Below are 15,471 nucleotides of genomic sequence, written 5' to 3'. Positions count from 1 at the left end.
AAAATTAATTTTAGGCTAAGCCCGGTTTCTTTAAACTCTACGTCTCTGCGGTGAACATTTATGCAAAAAACTTCTGCAACATCTTCTCCACCATATTCCAGGTAATAAATGGTGGTTTTTTAGCAACATTGACGATTATCATTTCATTTTCGAAACGGTAAGTGCCTTCCAGCCCTTTGCCTGAAAAATGGCCTTCCACCTGATCAGCGATAAAATGGACTTGATTGGCCAGCGCCATTTGCTGGGCTTTGTTTAGGAGAATTTCCGGGTGTTCGTTGAGGGGGATTTGAAATACTCGCGCCATAATTTCTGAAGATTCTACTTGCCATGGAAATTTTTTCCGTAGCATACTCTTTCCTTTGACAACTGCCAATCTCCTATTATGTCCAAACGACCTTTCATCCCTCTTGACGTTGCGGTGCTGACGGTTTCCGATACCCGCACCGAAGAAACCGACAGTTCCGGCAAGCTCTTATGCGATCGGATTCGAAAAGCCGGGCACCGGGTGGCCGATAAAATCATCGTTCCTGACAACATTTACCAGATCCGCATTGTGGTGTCCGTTTGGATTGCCAACCCCGAAGTTCAAGTGGTGTTGACCACCGGGGGCACCGGGGTCACGGGTCGTGACGGCACGCCTGAGGCTATCATGCCACTCTTGGATAAAACCCTGGACGGCTTTGGCGAAGTCTTCCGCAGTATCTCCTATCAGGAAATCGGCGCTTCCACCATTCAGTCCCGTGCCATTGCGGGAGTCGCCAATGGCACGTACATTTTCTGTTTGCCCGGCTCGCGCAACGCCTGCGCCACGGCTTGGGATAATATTATTCAAGCCCAATTGGATTACCGCACCCGGCCTTGTAATCTGGTAGAGTTGATACCGAGGTTGCAGGAACAATAATTCACGGGAGGAAATAAAAATGTTGCAATTAACCTTGGCTTCCCTTTTTTTTCTGGGGCTGCATTTTGGTATTGCCGCAACGCCTTTGCGTCAAAAAATCATAGATAGAATCGGCCCAATCCCTTATCGTATCGCCTTTGCCAGCTTGGCGTTACTCGGAATCATCTGGCTGGTCTATGCCTGGCGCCAGGCTCCCTACGTTGCCCTGTGGGGACAGCCTGCTGTATTTAGATATCTGGCAGTGCTTTTGATGCCATTGGCGTTTTTCTTCATTATTGCCGGACTTACCACCAAAAACCCCACTCGCTTGGGCCAGGAAGAGACTTTACAAGCTCATATCGAACCTGGCGGGGTTCTTCGGATTACCCGTCACCCCATGCTTTGGGGCATTGCCTTGTGGGCTCTGCTGCATCTGCTCGCCAATGGCGATCTGGCGGCATTGATCTTTTTTAGCACCTTTTTGATACTGGCGGTCTTCGGAACCTATTTGATAGATAAAAAACGCGAACAACAATACGGTGATGCATGGCAGGAATTTGTCGCCAAAACCTCCCGAATTCCGTTTCAGGCGATTCTGGAAAAGCGCCAGCAGTTGAATTGGCAAGAACTGGGCTGGTGGCGGATTGTTCTGGCTTTGGTGCTTTATGCTGGTTTTTTACACGGCCATGCCAAGTTATTTGGCGTCTCGCCCCTTGGGTAATAGGATGAATAGCCGTTTGTTTGCCCTTGCGGCACTATTTGCCGGATTGGCAGTTGTCACGGGTGCCTTTGGCGCTCACGCTCTGAAAGCGACTTTAACCCCCAACATGCTCTCGGTTTGGCATACTGCGGTAAATTACCAGATGTGGCACGGGCTGGGGCTGGGATTAATCGCCCTTTACTCCCGGCCTTCCGCCGCTTGGCATTGGAGCGCCCGGTTGATGATTGCCGGCATTGTTTTATTCAGCGGCAGTTTGTATCTGCTGGTATTGACTGGCTTCGGCTGGCTGGGAATGATTACCCCATTGGGCGGCCTGGCATTTATAGCGGCCTGGGGGTTACTGGCCTATAGTGCTTGGAGGGACCATGACTCGTGAAGTGACTGCAAAACCCATTCACCTGAAAGATTACCACCCGCCCGCCTATTTGGTGGATGAGGTAAAGCTAACCTTTGATCTGGACCCTGTTGATACCAGAGTCCATAGTCTACTGTCTCTACGCCGCAGCCCCGCGCTCCAAGAAAAAAATCCCCCACTCGAGCTCAATGGTGAGGACTTGCAACTACACACCATCAAAATGAATGGCAAGGCGTTGACCGGCCAGCAATATCGTCAGGAAGACGAGAAACTGGTGATACCCGATGTTCCCGAGCAATTTGTTCTGGAAACCGAAGTCGTTATTCACCCCCGGGAGAACACTCGCCTGGAAGGGCTTTACGTTTCCCATGATATTCTTTGCACCCAGTGCGAGGCGGAAGGTTTCCGCCGAATCACCTTTTTCCCAGACCGCCCCGATGTGATGGCCCGTTATACCGTCACCCTGCGGGCGGATAAAAAACGCTATCCGGTGCTGCTGGCCAACGGCAATCTTGAGAAACAAGGCGATCTGGAAGATGGCAGGCATTACGCCCTCTGGCACGATCCTTTTCCCAAACCCAGTTATCTATTCGCCCTGGTGGCGGGCGATCTGGAAAAAGTCACCGATACCTTTACCACCCAGTCCGGGCGCGAGGCTCTCCTGGAAATCTACGTGGAAAGCCAGGATCTGAACAAATGTGCCCATGCCATGGACAGCCTCAAACGGGCCATGCGCTGGGACGAACTTAAATACGGCCGTGAATATGACCTGGACCGTTACATGATCGTCGCGGTCAGCCATTTCAACATGGGAGCCATGGAAAACAAGGGCCTCAACCTTTTCAATACCCAATACATATTGGCCCGGCCCGAAACCGCCACCGATGACGATTATGAACATATTCTGGCGGTGGTGGGCCACGAATACTTCCACAACTGGACCGGCAACCGGATCACCCTCCGCGACTGGTTTCAATTGAGCTTGAAGGAAGGGCTCACCGTCTTCCGCGAACAGCAATTCAGCGCCGATGAGGGTTCGCCCGCGGTACGCCGGATTGAGGACGTCAATCTTTTGCGCACCCGTCAATTTCCCGAAGACGAAGGCCCCCTGGCCCATCCCGTGCGTCCCGATTCCTATCTGGAAATCAACAACTTCTATACCATGACGGTATATGAAAAAGGCGCCGAAGTGGTGCGGCTGCTCCATACCCTCCTAGGCGAAGCAGGCTTTCGCCGAGGCATGGACCTTTATTTCGAGCGTCATGACGGCCACGCGATTACTTGCGAGGATTTCGTGCAGGCGATGGCGGACGCCAACCAAACCGATCTATCCCAGTTCATGCGCTGGTACACTCAAGCCGGCACGCCCAATGTATCCATCGACACCAATTACGATTCAGAAACTCAAACTCTGACCCTTTATTGCCGGCAATCCTGCCCGCCCACGCCGGGCCAGCCCCACAAAAAACCTCTGCCCATTCCCCTGCGTTTGGGCTTGCTCGATCCGGATGGCATGGAAATTCCCCTGCAATTAGCCGGCGAACAAACCGCAGGCGGCACCTGCCGGGTATTGACGTTGACCGAACCGGAACAATCCTTTCAATTCATCAATATCCCCAAATTCCCGGTCGTATCGATACTGCGTGGCTTTTCCGCGCCGGTTAAACTGCATATGCAGCGTCCTTTGGAAGACTGGTATTTCCTCTGGCGTCATGACACCGATACTTTTAATCGTTGGGATGCCGGCCAAATTTTGGCCTCGCAATTGATTTTGCAACAAGTAGGTCAACGCCAACCGGCAAAAGATCCACGTCTGGTGGAAGGCAGGCAATTGCTCCTTCAATCCCCCCTGGACGATCTGTCCTACACTGCATTACTGTTGACGCTGCCGGAATATGACTATCTGGCGGAGCAAATGGAAGTGATTGATGTGGAAGGTATTTTCCATTCCCGCGAAGGCACCCGGCAATTTCTTGCAAAGATGCTGGAAGAGGATTTTCTCAGCTGTTACCAAAACCATCACTCACCGGAGCAAGCCTTGCATACCGATGCGGTTGCCATAGGCCGCAGGCGGCTCAAAAACGCCTGTTTGGGTTATCTGGCCACATTAGCTACCCCGGCGACCCAGCAGCTTGCCTTGGCGCAGTTTCAGCAGGCTAGAAATATGACCGATCAACTGGCAGCCCTCAAGTCCATCGCCCATCATCCTCATCCCCAGCAAGAAACCTGCCTGGAAAGCTTTTATCAACAATGGCGAGATGAGGCGCTGGTCATTGACAAGTGGTTTGCCATCCAAGCAGGCTCTCCCTTGCCTGGCGCATTGGCGCGGATTAAGACACTGCTTGCCCACCGAGATTTTGATCTGAAAAACCCCAATCGGGTGCGGGCGGTTCTAGGGGTTTTCTCCCGCCAAAACCCGATTCACTTTCACGCTATTGACGGCAGCGGCTACCGGCTATTCACTGATTACCTGCTCAAGCTCGATCGCATCAATCCCCAAGTCGCCGCCCGCCTGGCAACACCGCTGGCATCCTGGCAACGCTATGATCCAACCCGTCAACAGCTCATGCGGGAACAATTGCAAAGGATTCGCCAGGCGCCCGAGTTGTCGAGAGATTTGTTTGAAATTGTGGACAAGGCGTTGGAAGGTTGAAGGGATTCAGTCAAATAGCCCTGCGCTATTTTTTTCGCTTTACCGATATTATTTTCGCCCTCATGCTGGGTTTTTTGTCCCTGGCTATTTTGCTGGGTACCGGCAAACTTTTCCTGCACCTCTACCCCCTGCTTCAACAAGGCACGGTAACAGGCAGTTACATTGATTTGATTACCGATGTGCTGTCGCTGTTCGTGTTGATAGAACTGTCCCGTTCCCTCGCGGAATATTTCCATGTCCACCGGCTGCGGCTGACTTTCATTACCGACGCCGCGATCGTTTCCGTGCTCAGGGACATCATGATCGGGCTTTTCAGGCAGCAATTGACGGTGGAATTGATTCTTTCCCTCAGCGCATTACTGTTGGTGCTGGCTGCTTTGCGGACCTCCGCGGTGCTGGTTTATCAACGGGAAAGAGTCATCGCCAAATCCATTAAGGGAAATGAGCCTGCTGAATAGTCCACCAGTAGGGTGCATTCCATACACCAACCCATGGTGCGCAAAGCGCACCCTACCTCAATTGGATAGCCACATGGAGGCTACAAGTCTGAACATAAGGCGGCAGCCTCTGTGATGCAGGGATGGGCTTTTAATCATAATTCCGGCAATCCATCCGCCAGGCATCCAGATCCCACCTTTTGATCAACCAGCTGAAACCCATTTGATTGGCCTTGCGGCAGATCTTACCAGCCTTGCCTTTACTCACATAGGAAACGCCCAATACTGCCTTGCCCGCATCCAGAAAGGGCTGCAACATTTCACATTCATCGTATTGGAAACATTGCTCGTTAAGCGCCCAATCAAAGTGGCCTTCCAACGCTTCTATCAATCCCAGGGCATTTTTAAGCGCAATGGGCAGCCCCCGTTTATGGGCTTCTTCCGCCAACATCCGGTTGAAGCGGATTTGGTCTTCGGCTTTTAAGGGAAAACCAGTTTTATTGTCGTAACCATCAACGTTGTCGGGCTCCACACCGTCGCAGTGCTTTTCTTTCGCCAAATCCATTCTGGCCGCTAAAATCGGCCGCAATACATCTATCTGGCGAATATCCAGCCAGGATTCGCCCTCCCAGTCTTCCAACCGTCTGCCAATGACATCGTCAGGAAATTTCGACTTATCCGGGCGCCAATTCTCATAGGTGCCCGCGCTGAAATAACAGACTACTTTCCTGCCTTTGGCATGGAGTAAGTCAATGGTCTCTCGGGGTGTATCAAACAAATCCACATCAAAGATATCGGCATCGACAGAAGTTTCAATCTTACCGCTGAGTTGCCATTGCCAACTCATGCCTGGCCTGGGAATCCACCGGGAAGACTCACCGGGAAGTCCGGGCGGTTGCGGTGGTTCTGAATCATTTCCTTCTGAACCTGGATTTTCCGGTTGTGAAGGTGTTGAGCCTTCTTCTGGATCAGGTTGCGGCGAATCTTCTTGTGTATCTGAAGAAATGGAATCCACCACCAGTTTCAGCAAATCCAGCTGGCTGTTATCCACATCTTTTGAGGTTTCATAACGCAGTTTAGCGAGGCCGTTTGAAGCGAAGTAATGAGAGGGGGTGCCGTTCACCGGGAAAGTGAACGACTTCCAGTGCCAATTGGGCGCCCTGCCATTATCTCCTATGATTTGCCAACGACTTTCTTTGAAGTCATAGATTTTCCAGATCCAGCGCTGGTATTTCTTGCGTTCGCCCCGGTAATTAGTGACGACCTTGAGGTGAATAATATCCCGTGCCTTAACCTCTTTGGGCAGCCTCAAATAGAACTGGCCCGCGTAACCCTTATCACCGGGATAGAATTCGATATAGTCATCCCACTTATCCTGGGTACCCGACTGATCCTTAGTGGCCAGGGCATCCAAACCTTGATCGCTTTCGCTCCCTCGCCGGGTTCGCATTTGGTAAGGCGTCAACGCATGGCTGACCAGCACCGCCTCACCGCTGCGGATTACGGAAGAAAGCTCAGGCGAATCCCAGTCGTCGATACCCGAAAAAATTATTGATAGCGGCCCGGACGGAAAGATTAGCTTGGCAGGAACCCGCCAAACAGATTGACCATTATTTTCGGACATGGGAACTTCCGCTATAAAATCCCAGCGCCAGCCCCTTCCCTGATACCGGTAAAACCAATCATCTTCAATCAAGTAATCAGCGCCGATACCGCCCACCGGATAGCCTGTCGAGGTATCGCCATCGGCATCGATAAAAACCTGCTTATGGGAATGTTGTGGGCTAAATTGAGCTCTGAAAACGATCTCTGAACCCCACCTGACTGCTTGTAAATCCTTTACCTCCGCCAATGAGCATCCACTAAAAAAGCTCACAAATCCAATCACCATCCATAGCTTTCGATCCCATTGCTTCATCCATAACCTCCATCATATTTTTCGTTTCATCCATGGGACATCCTAGTCGTTCACCCGAAAAGGTGTTGCGAGCAAGTTAACGTTTTTTGACAAAAAATACCACGCCCCCAGAAAAAATAAATCTAACACGAAACAAGAAACATGAATACAAGCTGAGCGGAGAGGATTATTTTCTTTTTTTAAACTTTCTGTTTATTAAAACAACGGCATTCCATGCCAATCAGGATAAATTCCATCGCCTTGTCACATTGCCGTAACATTTTTCGTGTTATAAATCCTTATTGTTGTGCATGATTTCTTATTGTTGAACTTAAGAGGAAAGCACCTATGAAATGGTCAGGATTCTCCTTAATTCTGCTGGCTGCGCTGGCCTTCAACCTCCAGGCTGCCGGAAGAGATTACATCTACGCGGTCGGCTCTTCGACGGTTTATCCTTTCACCACCACTGTGGCCGAACACTTTGGCAAAGCCACCAAGTTCCCTACTCCCAAGGTAGAATCCACCGGTACTGGTGGTGGGATGAAGCTTTTTTGCGAAGGGGTTGGGGTCAAACATCCCGATATCGAGGACGCTTCCCGCCGGATCAAGCCATCGGAATTCGAACGTTGCCAAAAAAATGGAGTGAAAGACATTGTTGAGATTAAAATTGGCTACGATGGCATTGTCATCGCTTACTCACGCAAAGCCAAACCTTGGAATCTGACGCTAGAGCAAGTCTGGTTGGCACTGGCAAAAAAAGTGCCTGACCCCAAAGGTGGCAACAAACTGATTCCCAACCCTTATCAAAAATGGAATCAAATAGATCCTAAGCTGCCCAACCAAGTGATTCGGGTATATGGTCCGCCACCCACTTCGGGCACCCGCGATGCTTTTGTCGAGCTGGCAATGGAAGGAGGCTGTAAAACCTTTGACTGGATCAAGGCCATCAAAAAAGAAGACAAGCATAAGTTCAAGGAAATCTGCCATACCATCCGCGAAGATGGCGCGTACATCGAAGCGGGGGAAAACGATACGTTGATTGTCCGCAAGCTGGAAGCCGACCCCACTACCCTGGGAATCTTCGGCTTCAGTTTTCTGGACCAAAACATCGATCTGGTGGCTGGCGCGACTGTCAACGGCGTGGAGCCGACTTTTGAAAATATCGCTGATGGAACTTATCCCGTTTCCCGCCCGCTTTTCATCTATGTCAAAAAAGCCCATGTGGGGGTTATCCCGGGCATCAAGGAATTCTTGCAGGAATATACCAGCGAGAAAGCCTGGGGAGAAGAAGGCTACCTGACCGACAAGGGCCTGATTCCCATGCCGGAAGAAGAGCGCATGCACTATCGTAAGATCGCCTTGAAACTAATCCCGTTAAAGTCCCTGTAAATCCCGCGAGACAAAAACCGTGTAAAATGGCGGGCCAGTGCCATGAACACTCGCCCGCTAAATACGTTTCTAAACTGCTTGTACAAACAAAGCAGGTTGTAGGTTATTGACGGACGGAATATGCAAACCAGCACTTTAATCTTATTGCTCGCCGCGCTTAGTTTTTTTGCCTATTATCTGGGTGTTGCCAAAGCCAGGGCAGTCAGCGGTGGACATGTACGCAATCTGCATTCCCTGCCCCGTTATTACGGTTATTACACGGCCCTATGGTGCGCTCTGCCCGCCCTCGTGTTGCTAATTATCTGGCAAATCTTTGATGACACGCTGATCTCTCAACTGGTAATCGCCAATCTGCCTCCAGAAATACAATCGCTCCCCAAAGAGCAGTTGGGCCTGTTCATGAACCAGGTGCGCAACCTGGTTTATAACGAAGCCTTTTCCTCCACCGAAGACCCCCTTGCCCAAGCCGCCGCGCAACATTACCGGTATCTGAAAAGTTTAAGCCACCGCTGCCTTTTCGTCCTTGCCTTGGCCTGCGCTATTGCAGGACTTAGCTGGGCCCGGCACCATATCTCCCCCAAGCTTCGGGCCCGTAACCGGGTGGAAAAATTACTGGAGATTTTCTTGATCACCAGCTCCACCATCGCCATCCTTACCACTATCGGGATTGTGCTTTCCGTATTGTTTGAAGCCTTGCGGTTCTTTAAACTCGTGCCGGTCACCGAATTTCTGTTTGGCCTCCACTGGAGTCCGCAAATGGCCATCCGGCCAGATCAGGTAGGTTCATCCGGTGCGTTTGGGTTTATTCCCCTGCTCACCGGCACCCTATTGATTGCGGCTATCGCCATGATCGTTGCCGCGCCCATCGGGTTGTTGGCGGCTATATATCTCTCTGAATTTGCTTCCAGAAAAGTCCGCACCCTGGCCAAACCCATGCTGGAAGTCCTGGCCGGCATCCCCACCGTCGTTTATGGCTTCTTTGCCGCTTTGGTCGTCGCCCCTTTCTTGCGTGAGCTGGGTGCCAACATTGGCGTGCCCATTTCTTCGGAAAGCGCCTTGGGCGCGGGACTGGTGATGGGGATTATGATTATTCCCTTCGTTTCTTCCCTTTCCGACGACGTTATCAACGCGGTGCCCCAATCCCTGCGCGACGGCTCCTATGGCCTGGGCGCCACCCAGGCGGAAACCATCACCCAAATCATCATCCCCGCCGCCCTGCCCGGCATTGTCGGCGGATTGCTGCTGGCGGTTTCCCGAGCCATTGGTGAAACCATGATTGTGGTCATGGCCGCCGGCCTGACCGCCAACCTGACCTTGAACCCTCTGGAGTCGGTCACCACCATCACCGCCCAAATCGTGGGATTGCTCGTGGGCGACCAGGAATTTGACTCCCCCAAAACCCTGGCGGCCTTCGCCCTGGGTTTGGTGCTGTTCCTAATCACCCTGGCGCTCAACGTCCTGGCCCTGCATATCGTCCGCAAATACCGTGAACAATATGAATAACGAAGTCACCACCGCCAAACTGATTGCCGGCACGGTCAAAAAACGCCGCGCCCGGGAAAAACGGCTCAAGCTCTATGGCATATCAGCAGTTGTTGCCGGCATGATCCTGGTTGTCATCTTGATGGCCAGTATTGTTTCCCTCGGGTACAAGGCCTTTTGGCAGAGCTTCATCGCTCTGGATATATATTTCGACCCGGAAGTCATTTCTCCCGAAGGTATCCGTGATCCCGATACCCTGCGCCAGGCGGATTATGGTTTGTTGGTCAAACGTGCTTTAAAAGAGCTCTTTCCCGGGGTTAAAAACCGACGCCAGAAACGCGCTCTCTACCGGCTCGTCAGTGTCGGCGCCCCTGACGTGCTGCGCCAAATGGTCATGAAAAATCCCGATCTGATTGGCACCACGCAAACTGTTTGGCTACCGGCCCACAGTGACGTCGATATGTTTATGAAGGGCTACATCGATCCCAATGAACCGGAAAGCCAGCGGCGCTTGAAGGACTTCCAGTTGGCCTGGATTCAGCGGCTAATTGAAGAAAACCGCCTGGAAAAACGCTTCAATTCCCTGTTTTTCCTTTCCGGAGACTCCCGGGAACCGGAATTGGCGGGTATTCTAGGCGCCTTGATGGGTTCTATTTACACCATCATCATTACCCTGTTGCTTTCTTTTCCCTTGGGAGTCGCGGCAGCCATTTATCTGGAAGAATTCGCTCCCAAAAAGAACTTCTGGGTGGACTTGATTGAAGTCAATATCAACAACCTAGCGGCGATCCCCTCCATTGTCTTCGGCCTGTTGGGATTGGCGGTATTTCTCGGTTTCTTTGGCTTGCCCCGCTCCACCCCTTTGGTAGGCGGCTTGGTGCTGGCCCTGAGAACCATGCCCATTATCATTATCGCCAGCCGCTCTGCCCTCAAGGCCGTTCCCCCGTGGATCCGGCAAGCAGCACTCGGTATCGGCGCTTCCAAAATGCAAATGATTACCGATCACGTGCTACCCCTGTCCATGCCAGGCATGCTCACCGGCACTATCATCGGCCTGGCCCAAGCCCTGGGAGAAACCGCACCGTTATTGATGATCGGTATGGTGGCCTTTGTGGTGGACATCCCCAAAGATTTCCTGGACCCCGCTACCGTGCTTCCAGTACAAATTTACCTGTGGGCTGACAGCGCCGAGCGCGGTTTTGTGGAAAAATCCGCCGCTGCTATCATTGTCCTTTTAGTATTTATGTTGATAATGAATGCGCTGGCGATTATCCTGCGCAAACGCTTTGAACGCCGCTGGTGATTTTTTCATGATCAACAATTTGGTGGTTGGATATTCTGAAGTGTTCCGGCCTTCCTTCTACGGAACGCCGTGAACTCATCCCTGAGGGCTTGATGGCGGTCATCCAGGCCACCAACATCCGCAGAAGGAAGGCCGGAACACTTGGTCCCCGTAAACTTAAAGGTAAATTTATTGGAGAGGTCATTGCCGTGCAGAATACCGTGAAAGCTGAAAGCTCCTCCGTGGAACCAAGCTCAAAACCGGCATCCCCCGGAGTCCAGGTCAAGCAGCGCAGAGCTGTCGATACCACCAAGCTATTTGAGAAAGATGCCAGCGAACATACCGTGGGGGATTACACGGTGCCTGATCCTCGGATTACAACCCGCCACGTCAATGTTTTCTATGGAGAAAAGCAGGCGATTTTCGACGTCAACCTCGACATTGCCAAAAAGGAAGTCATCGCCCTGATCGGCCCTTCCGGATGTGGCAAGTCCACCTATCTGCGCTGTCTCAACCGCATGAACGATACCATCGAAATCTGCCGCGTGGCGGGGGAAATCAAGCTGGATGGGGTGGATATCTATCACGATGATATTGATCCCGTTGTCCTCCGGGCCCGGGTTGGCATGGTGTTCCAAAAGCCCAATCCTTTTCCCAAATCCATCTTCGACAACGTTGCCTACGGTCCCCGGATTCACGGCTTGACAGCCAGCAAGTCGGAACTGGAAGAGATCGTGGAAAAGGCTTTGAAGCGGGCCGGCCTTTGGAACGAAGTGAAAGACCGCCTCGATCAACCGGGCATCGGACTTTCCGGCGGCCAGCAGCAACGTTTGTGCATTGCCCGCGCCATCGCCGTCAACCCGGAAGTCCTGCTCATGGACGAACCCTGCTCGGCCCTCGATCCCATCGCCACCGCCACCATCGAACAACTGATCGACGAACTAAGCCGGCGCTACAGCATTGTCATCGTTACCCACTCCATGCAACAAGCCGCCCGGGTCTCTCACCGCACGGCTTATTTTCATCTGGGGAAATTGATTGAAGTAGGCAAAACCTCACAGATATTCACCAACCCCCGCCACCCTTTGACTGAGGATTATATTACCGGCAGGTTTGGCTAGAATTTCAGCTGTACTCTGTAGCCAAGATAAACCCGCCCACCGCTACTGTTATGGAATTCGGAGCGTACGCGGGCGTTAATCCCGCTCGGTAAGCAAGAACTTCCGGAGTTGGCGTTCACCCCGCATAATGTGGAGTATATAAACTTGCTCCCCATCTAGCCGGTAAAACACCCGGCAGGGACCGATAATGAGTTCCCGGTACCGCGAACTTTCAAGCTCCGGTGGATGACGGCCAGATTCAGGAAACGATTCCAAACACCCAACGCCATCAAAAATCTTATGAACCAGCCGCCGGGCGGCATTGGGTTTATCCATTGCAATGTATCGGGCGATTTCTTCCAGGTCGGATAGCGCAGGTGCCGTCCAGATCACTCGAGCCATCGGCGCATGGCCCGCTGAGCTTCCTCATGAGTCATGACACGGTTTTCTTGAATGGCCTGTTCGCCCCGTGCAATGCCCTCCAAAATCCGCATCCGGCGCTGCATGAGTTCAAAATCTTCCACATCCACCAGATAGGCGGAGGGACGGCCATGTTCGGTAATCAGCACCGGTTCCTTGGATTCGCGCAATTCCGCCAGAATCCGCGTAGCCTGGCGCTTCAATGTGGTTACCAATTCAATTTTCATGCAAGTGATACTAAACTACCACTTCTGGCTTGGCAAGAAATTTCTAACTGATGTTACGCACTTGCCCGGAATGCCCTCTGCCACAGGGAGAGGGGATCAGCGCTTGGTTTTCAGCCGCTTCTGTCGTTGGGCGGAGAACAACCCACATCCCCTTCCTCGCCGGCACGGTAGGGTAAGATAATCCGCCCTTGCCCCCTCCCCCGCTTGCTGGGGAGGGTCAGGGAGGGGGAGGATAATGCGGAATGATAGTGCGTAACATCAGTTACTAACCGACTTCCTTCGATGAAGGTTCAGCCTTATTCATCAAAAGCTTATCCCGAAGAAATATCAATGCTTCAAAAACATTGACGAAATGCTCGCCGCTACTGGCGGCATACCCGGGACGCCGATTCAAAGCTTGGATTAACCAGGCGTCCTCCCCCTCCGTCACTTGAACCCCGTCAAGCGTCACTTTGACGGGAAGCGGTTTTTGTTCCAATAAGGTCCAGCGCTCCAAAAAGGCGGTGACCGCTTCATACAACAGCAATTGCTTGTGCAATAATTCCCGCTCGGACGCCGTCGAACAACCATTCAATACGATGTGGTCGGCCATGTTCCGGGCAACATTCCGAACCTCTTGGGGTTCGAATTGGAAATCCCGCAATACCGATTCCACATCGCGGCTGACTTCCAGAAACATCAACCCATAACGCCAACGGCTGCCGCCGTAGGATTGTTTATAGCAGATAACGCCCTTGCCGCGGATTTCCTGATCCTTCACGTGCAAAGCAAAAGTGACCTTATCCAAGGGCGCAAACGGATCACCGGAAGAAGTAAACGACAAGCCGTTGCTGCTAATATCCGCCAATTGGCAACTGGGCAAACTGGCCATCCGGCCCAAGCGGGTTTTGCGTACCTCCATCCGCCATCCGGCGAGCGGGAAGCGGCAATCCCGGCGTTGGTCATTCATGGTCACGGCAAGCGCCTGTCTCAAAGGGAAGTACAAACATTATAGGCGGAAGTTGGGAGATACGCTGTTTGTGTTGCATGCCCTCTCATAGTCCCGGTATTAGGCAACCCATCATCCAAGCGGGTATCTAATAATAAGGCCACATCACCGCGCAACCCCGCCAAACAAATAGCATGCCCATAATTCAAACCATATGGCGTGCTTGTGTAAACGCCTATCATGCCGCCAAATGTATGAGTCGGTTGTTCATAGCCACTGCCGGAAATAATCCCTGCGGCTCGCAAATGCTTCCAAAATTTTCTCGACTCATCGGTATTGGTTGTGGAAGCCCAGCTGCCACCGATTGCCCCATTCCCATCCCCGTTATCGGTAGAAGTCACTGACGACAAATGCTTATCCGCCCTTTTATCATCGCCAGGCAACGCTTTGAAACGATCCTGATACGTATACATTGCCGCGCGGATTTCTTTGATGGATTTCTCAAGATTTGAAACCTTGGCATTTTGAATCAATTCCCGGCCTTTCAAAACCCCCCCCAACAATAAACCGATAATCACCAAAACGATGGCAATCTCTACTAAAGTAAATCCCCGTTGTCTTTGCATTTTCAAACACCTCACACAATGTTAACGTAAAAACTAATTCTCTCAATTTGGTCTTGAGGAAAGCCGGTTTACAGCCGCTATCTCCAATATTGAAATTAGGGCAATTTCCCCGCTTTTACCAACCGGTCTTTTAAAACATTGGGGGAAATCCATACCACCAAATCATCAAACGCATTGCCAGTTTTCTCAGAATAATCGCCCTGGACAAAATCCTTATCGCCATCCCGATTTTCTTTCTCTGTGGCATAGTCAAATTTAGCGCCGGATACCACTATCGCAGCCATATTGGCAACGGTTGGCAAGGAAGCATCGACGTTGAGAATATCCACCCCGCCCACGGAAGCCAATGTCACGGCGGACGTCAACGCACGGCTGACGCCATAAGTCCACGGTTTCCCCCAGCCATCGTCTTTGGCCACCCCCAAGGTGGCCCAGGGCAATTCCCCCACCGCCACGCCACTGGCGCCACAGGGCCGGTTTTCCAAGCCGTCTCCGTCACTGTCCGGACACGGTAAACGGGGCGTGGTTTGGGACATGGCAAAGCCATAAAGCGCCTGCAAAATTTCTTGCTGTCTTTGCATGGTCTCACTCCGCCAGTGCTGTTGGTATTGCGTGGACAACGGCCCCATCAACCCCCCCATCACTAAGCTGAACACCACCAGCACCATGGCCATTTCAATCATGGAAAACCCTTGGCTGGAATCAGAGCCTATCTTTTGAGTTACCATTTGTTACGGTCCAAACGCCTCTTTAATCCTGACCGTGCCGTTTTTACCAGCGGTCAGTTTCTGACCCGGCCTGAGTTTTAAACGCCTGCCGCGCCAATATAATGTGACTTGGTTCTCATCCACAGGTATTGGAGTTAACGGCGGAGCGCCGGATTTCTTTAATTTGCCGTCGAACCAAATCCAGGTTCGGCTTGACCCCCGGACTATCCCATCCAACCGGGTTGCAAGCGACCGGCTTGATTGCCTGGTTGCCGTCTTTTTCGGCATTTTGGCCATCGCCGGCGGCCTGTCCAGCAACGCCCGTTGCGTGGGTGAAAAAAACAACTTGCCCAACGCCTGGCACTCA

The 15,471-nt window shown here is 52.0% G+C and carries 17 protein-coding genes; 9 read left to right on the top strand and 8 right to left on the bottom strand.

The annotated features are described in order from the left end of the window. Positions 1 to 58: 58 nt before the first annotated feature. Positions 59 to 349: a hypothetical protein gene (locus AXA67_07505; GenBank protein ID KXJ41064.1), complete on the bottom strand. Its 291-nt coding sequence runs from the start codon at positions 347 to 349 to the stop codon at positions 59 to 61. 33 nt (positions 350 to 382) lie between these two features. Between AXA67_07505 and AXA67_07500 the strand changes: the two genes are divergently transcribed. From AXA67_07500 to AXA67_07480, 5 genes are read left to right on the top strand one after another with little or no spacing between them, the layout of a single operon-like run. Continuing rightward, positions 383 to 901, top strand: coding sequence for a molybdenum cofactor biosynthesis protein (locus AXA67_07500; GenBank protein KXJ41063.1), 519 nt, complete (start codon positions 383 to 385; stop codon positions 899 to 901). A gap of 19 nt (positions 902 to 920) precedes the next feature. After that, positions 921 to 1,601: a hypothetical protein gene (locus AXA67_07495; protein KXJ41062.1), complete on the top strand. Its 681-nt coding sequence runs from the start codon at positions 921 to 923 to the stop codon at positions 1,599 to 1,601. Between the two features lie 4 nt (positions 1,602 to 1,605). After that, positions 1,606 to 1,977 (top strand): hypothetical protein, encoded by a 372-nt coding sequence (locus AXA67_07490; protein KXJ41061.1) that lies wholly within the window; start codon positions 1,606 to 1,608, stop codon positions 1,975 to 1,977. Next, positions 1,967 to 4,609, top strand: a complete 2,643-nt coding sequence (gene pepN / locus AXA67_07485; protein KXJ41060.1) for an aminopeptidase N — start codon at positions 1,967 to 1,969, stop codon at positions 4,607 to 4,609. The genes AXA67_07490 and pepN overlap by 11 nt, the downstream gene beginning before the upstream one ends. Continuing rightward, complete coding sequence (locus AXA67_07480) at positions 4,606 to 5,067, top strand: hypothetical protein (protein ID KXJ41059.1); 462 nt, start codon at positions 4,606 to 4,608, stop codon at positions 5,065 to 5,067. Before pepN ends, AXA67_07480 begins: the two co-directional genes overlap by 4 nt. A gap of 130 nt (positions 5,068 to 5,197) precedes the next feature. On the opposite strand, the gene AXA67_07475 is transcribed toward AXA67_07480, so the two are convergent. After that, positions 5,198 to 6,964, bottom strand: a complete 1,767-nt coding sequence (locus AXA67_07475; GenBank protein KXJ41058.1) for a hypothetical protein — start codon at positions 6,962 to 6,964, stop codon at positions 5,198 to 5,200. 327 nt (positions 6,965 to 7,291) lie between these two features. Here AXA67_07475 and AXA67_07470 point away from each other — a divergent pair, with 327 nt between their 5' ends. The 4 genes from AXA67_07470 to AXA67_07455 all read left to right on the top strand — a co-directional run bounded on the left by AXA67_07470 (position 7,292) and on the right by AXA67_07455 (position 12,217). Further along, positions 7,292 to 8,332, top strand: coding sequence for a phosphate ABC transporter substrate-binding protein (locus AXA67_07470; protein KXJ41057.1), 1,041 nt, complete (start codon positions 7,292 to 7,294; stop codon positions 8,330 to 8,332). Positions 8,333 to 8,452: 120 nt separating this feature from the next. Continuing rightward, a complete protein-coding gene (locus AXA67_07465; GenBank protein KXJ41056.1) occupies positions 8,453 to 9,835 on the top strand; it encodes a phosphate ABC transporter permease in 1,383 nt (460 codons plus the stop codon). After that, positions 9,828 to 11,117, top strand: a complete 1,290-nt coding sequence (locus tag AXA67_07460) for a phosphate ABC transporter permease (GenBank protein ID KXJ41055.1) — start codon at positions 9,828 to 9,830, stop codon at positions 11,115 to 11,117. Before AXA67_07465 ends, AXA67_07460 begins: the two co-directional genes overlap by 8 nt. A gap of 221 nt (positions 11,118 to 11,338) precedes the next feature. After that, positions 11,339 to 12,217 carry a phosphate ABC transporter ATP-binding protein gene (locus tag AXA67_07455; protein KXJ41123.1) on the top strand — a complete coding sequence of 293 codons (879 nt, stop codon included), beginning with the start codon at positions 11,339 to 11,341 and terminating at the stop codon, positions 12,215 to 12,217. Positions 12,218 to 12,292: 75 nt separating this feature from the next. On the opposite strand, the gene AXA67_07450 is transcribed toward AXA67_07455, so the two are convergent. The 6 genes from AXA67_07450 to AXA67_07425 all read right to left on the bottom strand — a co-directional run bounded on the left by AXA67_07450 (position 12,293) and on the right by AXA67_07425 (position 15,468). Next, the gene (locus AXA67_07450; protein ID KXJ41054.1) at positions 12,293 to 12,598 is read right to left on the bottom strand and encodes a plasmid stabilization protein; all 306 of its coding nucleotides are present in this window, start codon (positions 12,596 to 12,598) and stop codon (positions 12,293 to 12,295) included. Continuing rightward, positions 12,586 to 12,843, bottom strand: a complete 258-nt coding sequence (locus AXA67_07445; protein ID KXJ41053.1) for an antitoxin — start codon at positions 12,841 to 12,843, stop codon at positions 12,586 to 12,588. The genes AXA67_07450 and AXA67_07445 overlap by 13 nt, the downstream gene beginning before the upstream one ends. 265 nt (positions 12,844 to 13,108) lie before the next feature. Next, complete coding sequence (locus tag AXA67_07440; GenBank protein KXJ41052.1) at positions 13,109 to 13,792, bottom strand: hypothetical protein; 684 nt, start codon at positions 13,790 to 13,792, stop codon at positions 13,109 to 13,111. Between the two features lie 20 nt (positions 13,793 to 13,812). Beyond that, complete coding sequence (locus tag AXA67_07435) at positions 13,813 to 14,397, bottom strand: hypothetical protein (GenBank protein KXJ41051.1); 585 nt, start codon at positions 14,395 to 14,397, stop codon at positions 13,813 to 13,815. A gap of 95 nt (positions 14,398 to 14,492) precedes the next feature. Further along, positions 14,493 to 15,125 carry a hypothetical protein gene (locus AXA67_07430; GenBank protein ID KXJ41050.1) on the bottom strand — a complete coding sequence of 211 codons (633 nt, stop codon included), beginning with the start codon at positions 15,123 to 15,125 and terminating at the stop codon, positions 14,493 to 14,495. Between the two features lie 115 nt (positions 15,126 to 15,240). Further along, a complete protein-coding gene (locus AXA67_07425) occupies positions 15,241 to 15,468 on the bottom strand; it encodes a hypothetical protein (GenBank protein ID KXJ41049.1) in 228 nt (75 codons plus the stop codon). Positions 15,469 to 15,471 lie beyond the last annotated feature (3 nt).

Origin of the sequence: Methylothermaceae bacteria B42 (genome assembly GCA_001566965.1) — a bacterium.
In the GTDB taxonomy this organism is placed as follows: domain Bacteria; phylum Pseudomonadota; class Gammaproteobacteria; order Methylococcales; family Methylothermaceae; genus Methylohalobius.
Note: the sequence above shows the minus strand (reverse complement) of the source record. Positions and strands in the feature narration are given on the sequence as shown.